Raw genomic sequence first — 18,688 nt, forward strand, 5'->3', positions numbered from 1 at the left:
TTATTAAAATCCAAATCCTGTCATACTATCTGGTGGATATAACATTCCGTGGTTTCTAGCACTAACATTTTCACCAGTTTGAGCCCTACTACTAGAACCAAGTGATATTCCAGAATAAGTTTCATCAGTATAATACTTACCAGTTTTTGGCATTCTTGTATATCCATTATAAGTAGAAACATCTAGTGGATTAAAATCATAGTCTACACCTTCTTTTTCTGCAATAGTTGGTATCATTACTAAAGTATGCAATTTTTCGTAAGCTGGATTATAACTAAAATTAGGATCAGTTTGAGATGGTTCCATTGCTCTCATTTTATCATTTTCTGGATAAGCAGCATAATAAATTCTTACTCCTAATCTTTTATCCTTACTTTCTGCGAAGTTTTTCCCAGCATTGTATTCTATTTGATACATAAATTGTTTTAATGTTTCTAAATCAAACCATATTGCTCTTGCATCTTTAGGTATTTGATTTAACGAATCTGATTGTATACTGTTTAATTGCTTTCCAGAATATTGACCAACCATACTTGAAATCATTTTAGTTGTTAATGTTGCTGGCGGTTGACTTTCATAATTCATACAAATGGAAGCCAAATCTCTTGTTCCGCCATTGTCTTTGTCATTGCAAAAAAAGTAGCAGGTAATAAAATAAGTTAACAAAGCTGTTAACAGCATAAGTAATAAACATTTTAAAAGTTGTGATTTCATAAAAAAGTTGTTTTAGGGTTAGGTATCAATTGTTAAAAATAGTTAAAATTATTTTACAAAGGAATGTAACTTATTAAATATTTTTTTTAGGATTATCACTATTTAACCTCTAGGTGTTTTCACGGTATTTTTTTAGTGAATTGCACAAAGTGATTTCAGTTAATATCTCATCAATTGATTATCAGTTTGTTTGCAGTTTTGTAAAGTAAAATTTTAAGAAAATTAATTATTGTAGGTAACAATTCTTACTTGAAATTGATATCATTAAAATTAGCAAATATAAATTTAAAACAAACCCTTATGAAAAACATTAAAATGAGTATCCAAATGAAAAACTACACAAAAGCAATTGCACTTTTACTAGTAGTTTCTGCAAGCTTACTAAGTTGCAACAAAGATGAGTACACAGTTATTGGCGATGACTTGCCAACAACACAAGCGCTAAACAATTTATACGATGGAAAACTAGCTTCGCTTACAACAGTTCAAACATTTGACGCAAGTACAACATTAAATTATACATCTCCTAAAGGTGTTAAACTTACTATTAACGGAAGTTCGTTAAGAAAAAATGGAAATCCTGTAACTGGTCAAATCAAAGTTAAATACATAGAACTTTTTGATAAAGGAACAATGTTAACCGCTAACAAAGCTACAATGGGAAACAATGGTGGCGAACAAAATTTACTAGTTTCTGGTGGCGAATTTTTTATTAAAGCATATCAAGAAGAGGTAGAATTAACATTAGCTTCACCTATAACATTACAAATTCCAACTTCATTAACTGGTGGAACTGATGCAGCAATGTTACCATTTAAAGGAACTATAAATGCAGAAGGAGAATTAACTTGGACGCAAGCACCAACTGTAGAATTATTTATTGCGCCAGTACAAGGCACAACTAATTTTAATTATAATGTGATTCTAGATGGTTTCGGTTGGTTTAATTGCGATAGATTTTACAATAATGCTGGACCAAAAACTGCCATTACAACTTTTGTTCCTTCTGGATTTGGTAACGGAAACAGTGATGTATTTCTTGTAGTAAAATCTATTCCAAATTCTCTTGGAAAAACATTTGGGCAATTTCCTGTTGGATTGGATTGTTATTTAGTATTTGTAACTGAACAAAGTGGCAAATTTAGATATGCCATTAAACCTCAAATTCTTACAGCCAATCATCAAGCTACTTTTAATTTATCTGAGACTACGCTTGGTACAAAAGAAGAATTAACTACAGCAATTAACGCTTTACCTTAACTATAAAACAACTAAAAATTACAATAATGAAACATTTAAAAAAAATATTTATACTCTTGTTTTTGGGAATAACTGCATTAAATTATTCTCAAGTTACACCAACTATTACACCAACTGCGCCAGTAAATAATTCTGGTTTACAATTATCATTAAGAGCAGGATATGACATTCCGTTATTTAAAAATAATACACCTTATATTGATTACAAAGGCGGATTAGAGCTAGGAACTTCATTAAATTATTATTGGACTTGGTTTGGACTAGGAGTAGATTTTGATTACATCAATAATGGTTCTAAAAGTACTTATCCGTTAACTAATTTAGTAACTACTTCTGGAATTCCGTTAACTAATTTTACACTTCAAGAAAATAAAATTACTAGAATGTTTTATGGCATTGGACCCGATTTTAGATATTTATCTAACAACAACAGGTTTCAAGCTGAGTTAAACACAAGAGTAGGATTAGCATCTATTAAAGGTGGAAGAGTAGAACTTAGAGAAACCTCAACAAGTGCTAATCAATTATTGAATTTTCATGCAGGTTACGATTTAACTAGCGTATTATCTGCGAAAGCACAACTACGATTTACTTATTTCTTTACTAGAAGTTTAGGATTTCATGTTGGTGGATATTATTTAAAACACTTTAAAGGAACAGAACTTGTAGATCCAACTTTAGGAATTTCTGCTGGTTACCAAACGTTAAATCAAACTTTACAATCTAGCGAAATACTAGTTGGAAATAATTTAACATCTAGAGTTGCACCTTGCGATTGTGATTTAGCTTCTATTGGAATTTTTGCAGGAATAACATTCAAATTTAACAATACGCCTAAAGCTAAGTGTATGGAATGTGTAAAATGTACTGTTTGTGGAAAAACCCACGCATTACCTATGTGTGCTTGTACAACTTGTGGTTGCAAAGTAAGCATTACAGCTAGAGATAAATATACCAAAGAAATTTTGCCAGATACCGATATTGTTTTGGTAAATGGTGCAGGTCAAACAGCCAATTCTGGAAAAACTAATGGTTTTGGTGTAGTGGTTTTTGATAATGTAAAACCAGATAATTATTCTATTAAAGGAAGTTTAAATAGTGTGAATTTAATAGATGGTTTTATCACAATTACCGATTTTAATAATTGTCAAGCAAATAATGGAATTATATCTAAAGAAATTTTATATGGCGATAGAAATTTTATTATAAAAGGTCGTGCATTTGAATGCAACACAACGGTTCCAATTGCAGGAATTAATGTAACGTTAGAAAATAAAGATTTGGCAACTAAAAAAACCACAATGACAGATGCACAAGGTAATTTTTTACTTCAATTGCCAGAAACTGGAGTATTTGATTTATATGGCAGAAAAGAAAATTATTTTTCTCAAATAGTACAGGTTTCTGCATCAGATTATAGTAGAGATAAAAATTTATATGTAAAATTAGAAATGTGTGCCGAAAAAGTAGATTGTGGAAAAGCATTAAATCTAAAAAATATTTTGTTCGATTTAGATAAATATTTCATTAAAGATATTGCTAAAACTGAGTTGAACAGATTGGTTCGTTTTATGCAAGACAATCCATCTGTAAAAGTAGAAGTTGGTTCGCATACCGATTGTAGATCAAGCTTTGCTTACAACCAAACGTTGTCTCAAAATAGAGCTAATGCATCTGTAGATTACGTTGTTTCTCAAGGCATTGAAAGAAGTAGAATTACAGGAAAAGGTTATGGTAAAACTGTTTTACTAAATGAATGTGCCGATGGCGTAAATTGTACCGAAGCGCAACACAGCATTAACAGAAGAACAGAGATGAAGGTAATTTGTCCTCCTAAAAACTAATAACTATAAAATTATTTAAAAATGAAAAATTCAAAAATAATTTTTGTAATTAATAGTCTGTTATTACTAGTTTTATTTGCATCGTGCAGTAAAGAATCGTGTGCCTACGTTACAGAATGTGTGCAAAACAAACCCGAAGGTTTTATGGTTTGTACTAATGCTAATGATGGTAATGGAAATGTAGCCGTAATTCATGAAACCACTTTTAATTCTAATGCGCCAATTGGTGGCGATTGGAACGATCCAAGTTTAGGAACTGGTCAAGTAGTTAGTTCAAATCCAACCAACTGGAAGTCAAATATAATAGGAAATGTTTTTGGTATTGCATTAGACAAATCGTTTAATATTTATTTAAGTGCAACCGATGTTTATAATTATGACAGTTTTGCTTCTACTATTTTTGGTGCAACTGGTGGAAGATGCGGCATTTATAAAACTAATGTCAATTCGCTGGGTACAACTACAACTTTGGTATCCACTTTTACAGGTAATGCTTGGAATTATGCGTTAACCAATCAATTACCAAATAGTGGTTTTGATACTGGAAATAGCATTGGAAATATTGCTTATGATAAAGCCAATAATCAATTGTTTGCAACTAATCTTGAAGATGGTAGAATTTACAGACTTGATCCAACAACTGGAAATGTAAAAAGTGTTTTTGATCCATTTTCATTAGATATTCCTAGCAACGGAATGGTTGCAGTTGGCGAACGAATTTGGGGAATTGGAGTGTTAACTCAAAACGGAATTACCGAAGTATATTTTGCAAGAACTCAAGCCGGATTTAATTCTATTTGGTCTATTCAACTCAATGCTTCTGGAGAATTTATTGCAACACCACAACCATTACAAGCTAATGTTTTTAACGATACTGCACCAAGTTCTAAAAATGTAATTCAAAAAATTGGCAATCAAAATAAAATTACTGATATAGAATTTTCTTGCACTGGCAAAATGATGTTGGCAGAACGAGGTGCAGATCATAACGCATCAGTATTTGAATATGAAAAAATTGGAACCACTTGGACAGTTACTGTACCGTTTTATGCTGGCGATAATTTTAATGTAGGAAAAAGTTCGGCTGGTGGAGTTGATTATGGAGCAAGAGAATCTGGTGGAAGTTTTACTACAGACGATATAGTTTGGGTTTCTCAAAATTATGCAAATCCTTTTAATACAAGTTATTTAACTTATGGTGTTCAAGGTATTAGTAGCAATGGAAACAGTCCAACAACCTATGGAAGTACCGATTTATTTATAGATAGAAATAATAGTACAAATTACAAAGGTGGCATTGGCGATGTAGATGTTTTTGATTCTTCTTGTCCGTGTAACAATTAAAAATAAATTTTGTTAGTTAGTTAAAAGAGTTAGAAATTAAAAAATCTAACTCTTTTATAAAATTAAATTTAAAACAATAAAAATGAAAAAATACATAAAAAATATTAGTATATGTTTACTTTTAGTAAGCATTTCTTGTGCAGACGATGAAACTTGCGGATATGATGCTGATCAAACAATACCTTGCGTACCATCAAGCACATTGCTCACAGATTTTGAAGATTATACTATTGGAACTGCTGGAAATTGGCAACAACAATTTCTAACTTTTATGCAAGTGGTAGTAAAATCGGGTTCTAAAAAATTATATTTTAGAGATGGTTCAGGTGGTTCAAATGCATACAATACAATTGATTTTCCTAAAGATTTAACCCAAGCTGGTTGCGAATTTACTTATGATGTAGAATATGATGCTGGAACTTCAAATGCTCCAAGTACAACAAATAGTATATCAATATATAAAGGAAATTTTTCAACATTAACTTTTACAAGTAGAGCAGCTTTTGTATTGAAAGCACCTCATTTAATTGTAAGTGGAGCAACAACTAAAAATATAATTGTACCATTATCACTTGCATCTGGAAGCACTTTGCCATCCAATGCTTATGGCGATTGGGTTTTAATTGGTGGTTCGTCTACTCCAACTCCAGCGGATATTGCAGCATTTAATGCATTAATTGTAAACATTGATGGAATATCTTTCCCAATTGATAGTGGATCAAATCCTGCTGAACAATGGTGGTATGATAATTTTAAATTTACACAATGTTGTCCTTAAAAAAATAAATTTGTTAAGTTAGTTTGTTTATGTAAAACCTTGATGAGTCAATCTTATCAAGGTTTTTGTTTTTTTACTTCACTCAAAATCCATTCTAATTCTGGATCTTTATTTGAGATTTTATCATCTACAGTTGGCACAATTTCTTTATCTGGAAAAATTCCTCTTCCAATAGTTTCAGTTTGATTTATGGTTTGAATATTCATTAAGCCCAATCGTAAAGCAATTTTAGAATTTGGTAATTTCACAACTGGCATTATTCCTGCAACAGTTCCATTAAAATTTCCTCCAGTTTCTTCGCCAATAAAAACTACGTTTGGATTAGATTTTAATGATGATGCTAAAATACAAGCTGCCGAAAAACATCCACCATCAATAATTACATATATTTTTCCTTTAAAATAGTTTTGATTATTTGGTTTTGGTTTTGAACCAACTAATTTATATTGATAACTTCCATCTTCATTTTTTGTAGTTCTAAAATAAGAAAATCCCATATATATTGGATAAAAAACAGCTCCAATTGGGTATGCCAATTTTGGTAATTTGGCAAACATTCCTAGCTTCCACAAACTGGTTTTAGAAGTAACTTCTGCTGGTTTCAATAACGTGTATTCTTTATCTGTTAAATAGGAATATAAATTTACAACATCATTAACTCTTCCACCTGGATTTCCACGAATATCAATTACTAGAGTTTGAATATTTTTTAACTTTATACTATCAAAAATTGTTGCATAAGCTTCTTTAAATCTTCCATCAGAGAAATTTTTAATTCTTACTATTCCAACAGTAGTATCACTTGAAACAACTTTAAAACTTTTTACATATTCTTTAGTAGTATAGTCGTATCCATAAAGATTTTTATTCTTTTTTTCTAATTTTAACTTTGCTTTTTCTAACGGATTTTTTGCAATTTTAGTTATCGAATCTTTATCTTTTTTTACTTTTATATCATCTTTAACAACTGCTTTTTTTACAATTTTATTTCTAGAAATCACTTTAGTAAAAACAGAATCTTTTAGTTTTAAAACAAATGTTAAACTATCATTTATTCCAATTTCGTTAGTCATATAACCTACATATCTTTTTACTAAATACTTTCTAAACAATGTTTGATTAAATCCATCAGAAGTAACTGAATTCCTATATTTTTTAAAAACAGCACTTGGCACAATTCCGTTTACAGATACTACTTCTGTTCCTAATTTTATCTTTACTTTTTTTGGTTTATTTTTTATAACATACAATTTATCGTTTTGATATTCATAAACAAATTGCGATAATGGTCCATCGCCAGCTTTTTTTAATCGTTTGGCTTCTTTTTTAGGAATTCGTTTAGAAACTTGCGTCATACTCATGTGACCTTGACGAACAGAAGCTACAACTGGACTTATAACAAAGTAAAAATCTTTACTTGTCATAGGTTTTGTAACCACTTTACGAATACTATCAAATTTAAAATTGAGTTTTTCTTTAGTAATGTAACCGTATAAATTTGGATACAATTTTTCTAATTTATGTTGGGTATAATTAATGTCTTTTTGAAGTTTTGCAACAGTAATTGTTTGTGATAATTTGTAATTGTATTTTTCTACCGAAGAGCAGTTTACTAATATTAATGAAACTGAAAGGATTAGTAATTGTTTTTGTAATTTTAACTTCATAGAATTTTATTTGATTTAATCTGAGTTTATTTCAGATTATTTTATTTTTTTGGATTTAATTTTACCACAGATTTTCACGGATTCCACGGATTTAAAATTATTTACAAATTTAAATCCGTTTTAATCTGTTTTGATCCGTTTAATCCGTGGTGAAAAATTTTGCGGTATATATGAAAAGAATCTGAAATAAATTCAGATTAAATTCAGATTAAATCCCAGCAATAACCTTAATCTCACCAATAATTCGTTCCGCCAAATCATCAGCCAATTCTTGCGTTGCGGCTTCAGTATAAATTCTAATAATTGGTTCTGTATTAGATTTTCTTAAATGTACCCAATTTTCTGAAAAATCAATTTTTACTCCATCAATTGTAGTAATATTTTCCTCTTTGTACTTTTCTGTCATTGCAACCAAAATTGCATCAACATCTAATTGTGGTGTCAATTCAATTTTATTTTTACTCATATAATATTGAGGATAACTTGCTCTAAGTTCAGCTACAGTTACATCTAAATTGGCCAAATGTGTTAAAAACAAGGCAACGCCAACCAAACTATCTCTTCCGTAATGAGATTCTGGATAAATAATTCCGCCATTTCCTTCGCCACCAATTATAGCATTTGTAGCTTTCATCAACTCAACAACATTCACTTCGCCAACAGCACTTGCCTCGTAATTTCCATTGTGTTTGTTTGTAATATCACGTAAAGCACGAGAAGAACTCATATTAGAAACTGTGTTTCCTGGAGTTTTACTCAAAACATAATCTGCGCAAGCAACCAAAGTATATTCTTCGCCAAACATTTCGCCATCGTTAGAAATAAACGCCAATCTATCAACATCTGGATCAACAACAATTCCAAAATCGGCTTTTTCTTCTAAAACTAATTTACAAATATCGCCCAAATATTCTTTTAAAGGTTCTGGATTATGAGGAAAATGACCATTTGGTTCGCAATATAATTTTACACATTCAACTCCCATTTGCTCCAACAATTTCGGAATAATAATTCCGCCAGACGAATTTACACCATCAACAACAACTTTAAATTTTCGTTTGGCAACAGCTTCTGCATCAACCAAAGGAAGATTTAAAACTTCATCAATATGAATATCCATATAAGCATCATTCACAGTTATTTCACCAAGAGAATCAACATCTGCAAAATCAAATGCTTCACTTTCTGCAATTTCTAGAATCAATTCGCCTTCTTTTCCACTCAAAAATTCTCCCTTAGAATTTAATAATTTCAAGGCATTCCATTGTTTCGGATTGTGCGATGCTGTTAAGATAATTCCACCATCAGCATTTTCCATTGGTACAGCAATTTCTACCGTTGGCGTTGTTGACAAACCTAAATCTATCACATCAATTCCCAATCCAAGTAAGGTATTCATCACTAAATTATGAATCATTGGTCCAGAAATTCTTGCATCTCTTCCAATTACAACTTTCAATTTTCTTCCATCTTCACTCTTCACTTTTCCTTGTTTTAGGAAAGTTCCGTAAGCCGAAGCGAATTTTACAGCATCAACTGGCGTTAAATTATCGCCGACTTTTCCGCCAATTGTTCCTCGAATTCCTGATATAGATTTTATGAGTGTCATATTTTAGTTGTGAGTTGTGAGTTTTAAGTTGTGAGTTGTGAGTTGTGAGATTTGAGTTTTGAGTTTTGAGTTTTGAGTTTTGAGTTTTTACTGATAATAAATTTAACATTTACCATGAAGTTACAAATATATATTTTACAAAATTAATTATTAAGTAAAGCAAATTTTTTTTTCTACATTTACAATTATAATGAAAATTTATTCGAGTTCAAACTCACAACTCAAAACCCACAACAAAAAAATTGAACTTCCTAGCACACATTTATCTTTCTGGAAATAACGACTTGCTAAAAATTGGAAATTTTATGGCAGACGGAATTCGTGGTAACGATTATTTAAATTTTCCAGAAGAAGTAAAAAAAGGAATTCTTTTGCATCGATATATTGACACTTTTACAGATGCAAACTCTATTTACAGACAAAGTAAGCATCGTCTTCACGAAAAATACGGACACTATTCTGGTGTAATTATGGACATTGTTTATGATCATTTTTTAGCTAAAAATTGGAATACTTATTCTGACGAAAAACTAGAAGATTATGCCGCAAATTTCTATAAATTATTACAAGATAATTTTGAAATACTAACAGTAAAAACTCAAAAAATGCTACCATATATGATAGGAAGAAATTGGTTGGTAAGTTATGCAAGTTTAGAAGGTTTGGAAATGATTTTATTTCAAATGGATTATAGAACCAAACATAGAGCCAATATGCAAGAAGCAATTGTTGAAGTGAAATTATTTTATAGAGAAATTGAAGAAGAATTTACATTGTTTTTTGAAGAATTGATACTGCATTCTAAAGAAAAATTATCGCAACTTTAAGATTTAAAATAACTATTTTTGCATTTCCAAAATTTTATAATGCCAAACAAATTCTCAGCACTATTTAGATTATTATTTAGAAAAGTAGCACGTCGTTTAGAAGCGATTATTTTTCTATGCAAGCAACTTTTATCTGAACGAAATTTTATTTATTTATCGTGCGTATTGGTAGGAATTTCTTGTGCTTTTGCGGTAATTATCTTAAAAAGTTTTGCGCACAACGTTTTTGTTTTTGCCAATTATATTAATGGATTTTTAAAGTTTCCTTTTTTTAATTTTATACTTCCTATTATTGGAATTTTGCTAACTGTTCTTGTTGTAAAAAGAGTTTTAAATGGCGAATTAGAAAAAGGAAGTTCGAAAATATTGTATGCTGTTGCAAAAAAAGGTGGAATTATTCCCAAAAAACAAATGTATGCACAAATCATAACTAGTTCATTAACAGTAGGTCTTGGTGGTTCTGCAGGTTTAGAAAGTCCAATTGTAATTACTGGCGCAGCATTTGGTTCTAACTTTGCACAAAAATATAAATTATCACAAAAAGACAGAATTTTGCTTCTTGCTTGTGGCGTTGCTGCCGGAATTGGAGCTGCATTTAACGCACCAATTGCTGGAGTTTTATTTGCTGTAGAAGTAATTTTGACAGATGTAGGTATTTCTGCTTTTATTCCAATAATTATTTCGGCTGCAACTGGCGCTTTAGTTTCTAAAGTGTTGTTGAGTCAAGAAGTACTTTTAAGTTTTAATAATGTTCAAACATTTAATTATCACAACACTCCATATTATATTTTACTCGGAATTTTAGCAGGTTTGGTTTCAGTATATCATGCCAGAAATTTTAGAAAAGTAGAACATTATTTCAGTAAATTTAAAGGAAGTGTTTATAAAAAAGCTTTGTTTGGAGCAAGTATTTTAGCCATTTTAATAGTGATTTTTCCAGCACTTTTTGGAGAAGGTTATGAAAGTATTAAAGCGTTGTCAACTTCGCATCCAGAAGTTTTATTAGAAAATACTTTTTTGGCAAGCAAGAAAAATAATCCTTGGTTTTTATTAGTTTTTGTTGGACTAATTGTCTTATTAAAATCGTTTGCAACAGGATTAACATTAGGTTCTGGTGGAAATGGAGGCAACTTTGCTCCTTCGTTGTTTGTTGGTTCGTATCTTGGTTTTTTTGTAGCAAAATCAATGAATTTAATTGGTATTACAAATAATTTACCAATAACCAATTTTGCAATTGTTGGCATGGCTGGAATTCTTAGCGGATTGTTTCACGCACCATTAACTGCTATTTTCTTAATTGGCGAAATTACTGGCGGTTATAATTTAATGGTTCCGTTAATGATTGTATCTTCAATAAGTTATGCAGTTTCTAAACAATTTGAAAAACATTCAATGGATGTAAAAGCACTTGCCGATAAAGGTGATGTTTTTACAAGTGATAAAGACAAAAACATCTTGCAAAGTATCGATTTTCTTAATTTGGTTGCAACCGATGTTAAAACAATTTCTTTAGAAAAATCGTTAGAAAATTTGGTCGAACATTTATCAACTTCCAATCAGCATTTGGTTCCTGTTTTGGATGAAAAAAGTAAACTTGTTGGCGTTGTAGATTTTGAAATTATTCGTCCAATAATTTTTAATCCGTTTAGAATAAAATTCACAATGATAAAAGAAGTTTTATCGCAACCTAAAGAATTAATTCTTCACGATGACGGAATGGAAACCATAATGGAGAAATTTGAAAACACAAATGAAACCATTCTACCAGTTTTAAAAAACGGAAAATTCTTTGGATTACTTTCTAAAGTTGACATTCTTGAAACTTATCGTGAACAGTTGAAAGAAATGACAATTGAGTAAAAGATTAAATTTCAAATTCCAAAAATGAAATTCCAAATCCCAAATAAGAAATTCCAAATTCCAAATAAGAAATTTCAAATTCCAAAAATGAAATCCCAAATTTCAAATCCCAAATAAGAAATTTCAAATTCCAAATAATAAATTTCTAATAAGAAATAAATTATACTAAAAAAGTTGATAAATTTTTAAAATCTATCAACTTTCTCTATTTCAAAATCAATTTAAAATCTAGAAAACAAACATTGCTCTTTCGCCCATCATTTCGTTAACTTCTTCTGCAACTTGCTCAATAACAGCTTCATTGGTATGATTCATTAAAACTCTATCAATAAATTCTACTATAGTTTCCATGTCTTCTTCTAATAATCCACGAGTAGTAATTGCTGGTGTTCCAATACGAATTCCAGAAGTTACAAATGGCGATTTATCATCAAATGGAACCATATTTTTATTTACAGTAATTTCTGCTTTTACCAAAGCGTTTTCTGCTTCTTTACCAGTAATATTTTTATTTCTTAAATCTATCAACATCATGTGATTGTCTGTTCCTCCAGAAATTAAATCGTAACCTCGTTTCATAAAAGCTGCTGCCATTGCTTTAGCATTTTTCTGTACTTGCATAGAATATCTAAAAAATTCATCGGTTAAACATTCTCCAAACGCAACTGCTTTTGCAGCAATAATATGCATTAATGGTCCACCTTGATTTCCTGGAAAAACAGCCAAATCTAAAAGTGAAGACATCATTCTAATTTCGCCTTTTGGGGTTGTTAATCCAAACGGATTTTCAAAATCTTTTCCCATCATTATCAATCCACCACGTGGACCACGCAATGTTTTGTGTGTAGTCGTTGTAACAATATGACAATGCGGAATTGGATCATTCATCAATCCTTTGGCAATTAATCCTGACGGATGCGAAATATCTGCCAATAAAATAGCATTTACTGAATCGGCAATTTTTCTAAAACGTTCAAAATCCATATCGCGACAGTACGCAGATGCACCAGCGATAATCATTTTTGGTTGTTCTCTAGTTGCAATTTCCTGAATTTTATCATAATCAAATCTACCAGTTTCTTTTTCAACTCCGTAAAAAACAGGATTGTATAATCTTCCAGAAAAATTTACAGGCGAACCGTGCGTTAAATGTCCACCATGAGACAAATCAAATCCTAAAATTTTATCGCCAACTTTTAAACAAGCGTGATAAACCGCAGTATTAGCTTGCGAACCAGAATGTGGTTGCACGTTAGCATATTCGGCTCCAAAAAGTGCTTTGGCTCTATCAATTGCAATTTGTTCTACAACATCTACAACTTCACAGCCACCATAATAACGTTTTCCAGGATATCCTTCGGCATATTTATTGGTTAAACAAGAACCTGCAGCTTCCATAACTTGGTCGCTAACAAAATTTTCTGAGGCAATTAGCTCAATTCCATTTATTTGTCTTTCTTGTTCGTCTAGAATTAGGTCAAAAATTTGTTCGTCGCGTAGCATTTTATTAGATTTTCGTTAAAAACTTTCCAAATTTACGAAATATGTTTGTGAAATAAATTCAAAATGATATATTTGATTACATTTTTTTCAACAACAAACTAACAACTTATTATGCCAAATATTGCCAACAATCCAGAAAGAAAATCTTGGTTAAATGTAACTGAATCAAGCGATTTTCCCATTCAAAATATTCCTTTTGGAGTTTTTATCACTAAAGAAGATGTAATCACAATTGGAACTCGAATTGGTGATTTTGCTATAGATATGGGTGCTTTACAACAATTAAATTACTTTGAAGGCATTGAACTTACTGATGATATGTTTATGCAAGACACATTAAACGATTTTATATCTGACGGAAAAAAAACTTGGAGATTGGTTAGAAACAGGTTGGGAGATATTTTTGATGCAGAAAATCCGCAACTTCGAGATAACGCAGAACATAGAGAAATAATCATTTTTAAAATGGAAGATGTAGAAATGCAACTTCCAGTATTAATTGGCGATTACACCGATTTTTATTCCAGTAAAGAGCACGCAACCAATGTTGGAAAAATGTTTCGTGATCCAGAAAATGCACTTTTACCCAACTGGCTTCACATTCCTGTAGGTTATCACGGACGAAGTTCTACTATAGTTCCGTCTGGAATTCCAGTTCACAGACCAATGGGACAAACGTTGCCAAATGGCGAAACTACTCCGGTTTTTGGACCTTCACGATTGGTAGATTTTGAATTGGAAACAGCATTTATTACTACAGATGTAAATGTTATGGGAGAAAATGTGCCTATAAATGAAGCCGAAGATTATATTTTTGGAATGGTTTTACTTAACGATTGGAGCGCAAGAGACATTCAAAAATGGGAATATGTGCCACTTGGACCATTTTTAGCCAAGAATTTTGCTTCGTCAATTTCTCCTTGGATAATTACAATGGATGCGTTAGAACCTTTTAGAGCAAAAGGTCCAAGCCAAATTCCTACACCTTTACCCTACTTACAACAAAAAGGAAAACATACTTATGACATTAATCTAGAAGTGTATTTGCAACCAGAAAATGCTGATGCAAATTTAATTTCTAAATCTAATTTTAAATATATGTATTGGTCTATGTGCCAACAATTGACGCATCATACCAGTAATGGTTGTAGAGTAAATAGTGGTGATATGATGGGAAGTGGAACTATTTCTGGACCAACCCAAGATAGTTTCGGATCTATGTTAGAGTTAACTTGGGGTGGAAAAAATCCGATAAAATTAAATGATGGAAGCGAACGTAAATTTGTAAACGATAATGATACTGTTATTATGAAAGGATATTGTCAAAATAGTTTGGTGCGAATAGGTTTTGGTGAAGTTTCTAGTAAATTATTGCCACCATTTGTTAGAAAATAAAATAATTAACAAAAAAAATACTTAAAAAATTTTTTTTTACGAAAAACATTACTAAATTCGTTTAAACATTTAATAATTATATGATTAAGAATTAATGAAATTTTAATATAGCTTTTACTTTAAAAAACTCTGTTTTAGAAAATCTCGAAAATTATGCGGACAGAGTCAGATGGGTAAAGCTCACATCAATTGGTGTGGGCTGTCCTATTTTGTCCGCAAGGTGTTTCGAGATACCCCTAAAACATTATAGTGTACAGTTTCACACCTTATTTATATTTAGTATAAGGTGATTGAAGGTATATTTTAAAAAGTAAGGCAATTAGTCCAACTTAACTTTTTAAAATATGAAAAAAATCTTTCCGATTTGTCCGAGTAATTTTTAGGTTGCAAGTTTAAATTACTCGGTAAAGAATCAAAATTTTCAAAACAACCTTTGAAATTTTCAAAAAAAAATTTACAATACTAAATATTTAATAATATGAAAAGATTTAAAATAATTTTTACGTTCACTTTTTTAGCAATAATAGGTTTGGCATGTAACTCTGAGGATAATAATATTGAGAAAGAAAATTCTAATTCAATATTACATGAAGAAACTCAACTTTCTTCTATAAAATCTGATCAAATAGAATCTACATCTCAAAACTCAAATAGAACAAATGAGAACATTTTAGAAGACTTCAAAAATGATATAAATGTGATTGTTTTAAGAGAAAACTATTATAAATTCTTATCATATGTTCAAGAAAAAAATGTTGATGGAGTTTCTTTGACTATCACAGAAGGCAAATTACATTTAAATCGGTTATATGAAATATATGGTAAAGCAAATACATTATTATATTTTGAAGAATTAGGAGATGGAGAACAAAATAGCCCTACAGATCCCAATGTTTTAAAGATTCTGGTGGGAAGTCAAGATGGTAGTTCTTGCACACGTAATTTAAATGGAACTACATATTGGGGAAATTGTTCATTCTGGGAAGGAGCAGCTGCTTATGTTCACATTTTGGCAAACTGTGGACATGTAAGTGGAGGTGATTCTCAACAATATATTGAAGAATATTATGATTGCAATCAAGCACAAATCTGTAAATACTGTTAATATGAAAAAAAAGAAAATCTTAATTATAGCAACTTTAGTATTAGTTTTATTGGTATTTCTTTATCCAAGAATGAAATCAATATCAGATGCTCAAAAATATTCTCCTCAAGAATATAAAAATAAATAATTATTAAAAAAAATGATATTTAATTGTATTTAATTATTTTTAAATTGTTAGAAGTGCAAATAAATATTTGGGCTTCTAACAATCATGTAAAAAAATTTAATTATCTACTTTTTAAATCTTATGATTATGAAATTAATAATTATTTATTTTACTTTACTATTTTGCACATGTTTATACAGTCAAAAGACGGAATGTAAACAAACTAATTTAACAAAATTGGAGTTGTCAACAGTTGAATTTAATTTAGCTTGTGATGAGTATAAGAAAATGATGGAAACTGACACTTATTTTCTTCACGAAAAAATGACGAAATCATTTGCTGAAAAAATGAATAATACACTCTTATTAGCACCTCCAAATTTTTGGGATAAAGATGTTTTTTTAAATTGGCTTAAATTAAATATAAAAAAAACACAATTTAAGTTGATGAATGAAGCAGAAGAATATATAGATAATATGACAGCAATATCAGATAAAATGATTAAAGAAAATAAACATCTTTATGAATTAATTTCAAGAGCTACAAATCAACAAGTTATAGAAATTAGAAAACCATTCATTGACAAAACTAAAGCTAGATGATAGTGTTTTAAAGATTTTAGTGGAAGGTCAAAATGTTAGTTCTTGCAAACTTAATTTAAATGGAACTACATATTGGAGGAATTGTTCATTTTAGTAAGGAGCAAATGCTTATGTTCACATTTTGGCAAATTATGGCCATTTAAGTGAAGGTGATTCTCAACAATATAATGAAGAATATTATGATTGCAATCAAGCACAAATCTGTAAATACTGATTATATGAAAAAAAAGAATATCTTAATTATAGCAACTTTAGTTTTAGTAGTTTTATTGGCATTTCTTTATCCAAGAATGAAATCAATATCAGATGCTCAAAAATATTCTCCTGAAGAATATAAAAATAAATAATTATTAAAAAAATGATACTTAATTGTATTTAATTATTAATGTATAATTGTAAGGCGTAATTTTTATTTAAATTACGCCTTATTTATTTTTACATTTGGCTCAGTATTTGGATTATGCTAAATACAAACTCTAAAACCACAATCATGAAAAACTTTACATTACTAACAATTGTATTTTTAGTACTAAACTCTTGCGGAGTTCGTCAAACAAGAGAATCATTAGCTTCTGGAGATTATGATATTGCAATTAATAATGCAGTTGAAAGTTTAAAGAATAGAAAAGATGCCAAAGGAAAACAAGATTATGTTTACCTACTTGAAGAAGCATTTGCCAAAGCTAAAGAACGTGATTTACAAAATATTTCGGTTTGGTTTAAAGATGCCAACCCAAGAAATACTGAAAAAATTTATGAAACTTACGTTCAATTAAACAATCGTCAAGAGCAAATTAAACCATTATTACCTTTAAAAGTATTGAAGCAAAATAGAACTGCATCGTTTGCATTTGAAGATTATTCAGATCAAATTGTGAGTAGTAAAAATGCTTTAGCAAAATATTTATATGATAATTCTAAAGCACTTTTAACCACTAAAGATAAAATGAGTTTTCGTCGTGCGTATGATGATTTGGTGTATTTGAATGAATTAAGTCCGAATTTTAAAGACGTTATTGCACTTACAGAAACTGCCAGAATTAAAGGAACTGATTTTGTAAACGTGTTTACAAAAAACGAAACCAATATGGTAATTCCTGTTCGTTTACAAAATGATTTATTAGATTTTAGCACCTTTGGATTGAACGATAAATGGACAGTTTACCACAGCAATAAAGTTAAAGGAATTGATTATGATTATGGATTAATTGTAAACTTTCGTCAAATAAATATTTCGCCAGAACAAGTAAAAGAGAAAGAATTTTACAAAGAAAAACAAATAAAAGATGGTGTAAAAAACCTTCTAGATTCTAACGGAAATATTGTAAAAGACAGTTTGGGAAAACCGATAAAAGTTGATAATTTTAAAATAATTAAAGCTGATATTTATGAATACAGACAATTTAAATCGGCTAATGTTGTTGCCAAAGTTGATTACATCGACTTTAAAAACAATCAATTAGTAGAAACTTTTCCGTTAGCAAGCGAATTTGTTTTTGAATCTGTTTATTCTAAATTTACTGGCGACAAACGTGCTTGCGAAGAAACGTATTATCCAAATTTTGATAGAAGAGCAGTGCCTTTTCCAAGCAATGAGCAAATGGTTTATGATTCTGGAGAAGATTTAAAAGCTAAATTGAAAGATATTATTGTGAGGAATAAATTTAGGAGGTAAGAATTGTGAAATAAATTTAAAGTAACGAATTATTTCTTAAATTTGTATAATAATCAACTATGAATTATCCAAAATACAGTTATCGTTCAGAAGTATTATTTAATTATTATGAATTTTTTAGTGAAGGACCTAAAGGTAAGATTAAAAAAATTGTAGAATATACAAAAACAGGAACTGAAAATGTTTACAATTTAGGATTTGGTGATTACGATGAAAATACTAAAACATTTAGTGATTTATCAATAACTAATAATGGTGATAGTTTAAAAGTGCTTTCAACTGTGGCTTCTACAGTTTATGCTTTTACCCTAAAATATCCAGAATCTTGGATTCTAGCTACTGGAAGTACATCAGTGAGAACAAGACTTTACAGAATGGGAATAACTAATAACTTATTA

17 protein-coding genes are annotated in these 18,688 nt (G+C 30.0%); 13 read left to right on the forward strand and 4 right to left on the reverse strand.

What is annotated here, in order from left to right; translation table 11 throughout:
* Nucleotides 1-3 precede the first annotated feature (3 nt).
* Complete coding sequence (locus ACH2BC_RS03280; RefSeq protein WP_395052558.1) at nucleotides 4-714, reverse strand: hypothetical protein; 711 nt, start codon at nucleotides 712-714, stop codon at nucleotides 4-6.
* Between the two features lie 300 nt (nucleotides 715-1,014).
* On the opposite strand from ACH2BC_RS03280, the gene ACH2BC_RS03285 reads away from it, so the two are divergent.
* From ACH2BC_RS03285 to ACH2BC_RS03300, 4 genes are all read left to right on the forward strand, one after another.
* Nucleotides 1,015-1,974 carry a hypothetical protein gene (locus ACH2BC_RS03285; RefSeq protein ID WP_395052559.1) on the forward strand — a complete coding sequence of 320 codons (960 nt, stop codon included), beginning with the start codon at nucleotides 1,015-1,017 and terminating at the stop codon, nucleotides 1,972-1,974.
* Nucleotides 1,975-2,000: 26 nt separating this feature from the next.
* Nucleotides 2,001-3,818 (forward strand): OmpA family protein, encoded by a 1,818-nt coding sequence (locus ACH2BC_RS03290; RefSeq protein WP_395052560.1) that lies wholly within the window; start codon nucleotides 2,001-2,003, stop codon nucleotides 3,816-3,818.
* Between the two features lie 21 nt (nucleotides 3,819-3,839).
* Entirely contained in the window at nucleotides 3,840-5,162 is a 1,323-nt protein-coding gene (locus ACH2BC_RS03295; protein WP_395052561.1) for a hypothetical protein, read from the forward strand.
* Between the two features lie 82 nt (nucleotides 5,163-5,244).
* The gene (locus ACH2BC_RS03300; protein ID WP_395052562.1) at nucleotides 5,245-5,940 is read left to right on the forward strand and encodes a hypothetical protein; all 696 of its coding nucleotides are present in this window, start codon (nucleotides 5,245-5,247) and stop codon (nucleotides 5,938-5,940) included.
* 56 nt (nucleotides 5,941-5,996) lie between these two features.
* Here the strand turns inward: ACH2BC_RS03300 and ACH2BC_RS03305 are convergent, their stop codons facing one another.
* Nucleotides 5,997-7,607, reverse strand: a complete 1,611-nt coding sequence (locus ACH2BC_RS03305) for a S41 family peptidase (RefSeq protein ID WP_395052563.1) — start codon at nucleotides 7,605-7,607, stop codon at nucleotides 5,997-5,999.
* 208 nt (nucleotides 7,608-7,815) lie between these two features.
* Nucleotides 7,816-9,216, reverse strand: coding sequence for a phosphoglucosamine mutase (gene glmM / locus ACH2BC_RS03310; protein ID WP_395052564.1), 1,401 nt, complete (start codon nucleotides 9,214-9,216; stop codon nucleotides 7,816-7,818).
* 242 nt (nucleotides 9,217-9,458) lie between these two features.
* Between glmM and ACH2BC_RS03315 the strand changes: the two genes are divergently transcribed.
* On the forward strand, nucleotides 9,459-10,043 hold the full coding sequence (locus ACH2BC_RS03315; RefSeq protein ID WP_395052565.1) for an ACP phosphodiesterase: 585 nt from the start codon (nucleotides 9,459-9,461) through the stop codon (nucleotides 10,041-10,043).
* A 39-nt stretch (nucleotides 10,044-10,082) separates the two neighbouring features.
* On the forward strand, nucleotides 10,083-11,903 hold the full coding sequence (locus ACH2BC_RS03320; RefSeq protein WP_395052566.1) for a chloride channel protein: 1,821 nt from the start codon (nucleotides 10,083-10,085) through the stop codon (nucleotides 11,901-11,903).
* A 228-nt stretch (nucleotides 11,904-12,131) separates the two neighbouring features.
* Here the strand turns inward: ACH2BC_RS03320 and glyA are convergent, their stop codons facing one another.
* The gene (glyA, locus tag ACH2BC_RS03325; protein ID WP_395052567.1) at nucleotides 12,132-13,406 is read right to left on the reverse strand and encodes a serine hydroxymethyltransferase; all 1,275 of its coding nucleotides are present in this window, start codon (nucleotides 13,404-13,406) and stop codon (nucleotides 12,132-12,134) included.
* A 111-nt stretch (nucleotides 13,407-13,517) separates the two neighbouring features.
* Between glyA and fahA the strand changes: the two genes are divergently transcribed.
* The 7 genes from fahA to ACH2BC_RS03360 all read left to right on the forward strand — a co-directional run.
* The gene (gene fahA / locus ACH2BC_RS03330; RefSeq protein WP_395052568.1) at nucleotides 13,518-14,801 is read left to right on the forward strand and encodes a fumarylacetoacetase; all 1,284 of its coding nucleotides are present in this window, start codon (nucleotides 13,518-13,520) and stop codon (nucleotides 14,799-14,801) included.
* Nucleotides 14,802-15,279: 478 nt separating this feature from the next.
* Nucleotides 15,280-15,906 carry a hypothetical protein gene (locus ACH2BC_RS03335; protein WP_395052569.1) on the forward strand — a complete coding sequence of 209 codons (627 nt, stop codon included), beginning with the start codon at nucleotides 15,280-15,282 and terminating at the stop codon, nucleotides 15,904-15,906.
* 1 nt (nucleotide 15,907) lies between these two features.
* Nucleotides 15,908-16,033: a hypothetical protein gene (locus ACH2BC_RS03340; RefSeq protein WP_395052570.1), complete on the forward strand. Its 126-nt coding sequence runs from the start codon at nucleotides 15,908-15,910 to the stop codon at nucleotides 16,031-16,033.
* Between the two features lie 222 nt (nucleotides 16,034-16,255).
* The gene (locus tag ACH2BC_RS03345; protein WP_395052571.1) at nucleotides 16,256-16,615 is read left to right on the forward strand and encodes a hypothetical protein; all 360 of its coding nucleotides are present in this window, start codon (nucleotides 16,256-16,258) and stop codon (nucleotides 16,613-16,615) included.
* A gap of 218 nt (nucleotides 16,616-16,833) precedes the next feature.
* Nucleotides 16,834-16,962 (forward strand): hypothetical protein, encoded by a 129-nt coding sequence (locus ACH2BC_RS03350; RefSeq protein ID WP_395052572.1) that lies wholly within the window; start codon nucleotides 16,834-16,836, stop codon nucleotides 16,960-16,962.
* A 143-nt stretch (nucleotides 16,963-17,105) separates the two neighbouring features.
* Complete coding sequence (locus ACH2BC_RS03355; protein ID WP_395052573.1) at nucleotides 17,106-18,290, forward strand: hypothetical protein; 1,185 nt, start codon at nucleotides 17,106-17,108, stop codon at nucleotides 18,288-18,290.
* Between the two features lie 59 nt (nucleotides 18,291-18,349).
* Nucleotides 18,350-18,688: DUF6934 family protein (locus ACH2BC_RS03360; RefSeq protein ID WP_395052574.1), on the forward strand; the 339-nt coding region annotated here is incomplete at its 3' end.

The organism is Flavobacterium sp. (assembly GCF_043760115.1).
In the GTDB taxonomy this organism is placed as follows: Bacteria; Bacteroidota; Bacteroidia; order Flavobacteriales; family Flavobacteriaceae; genus Flavobacterium.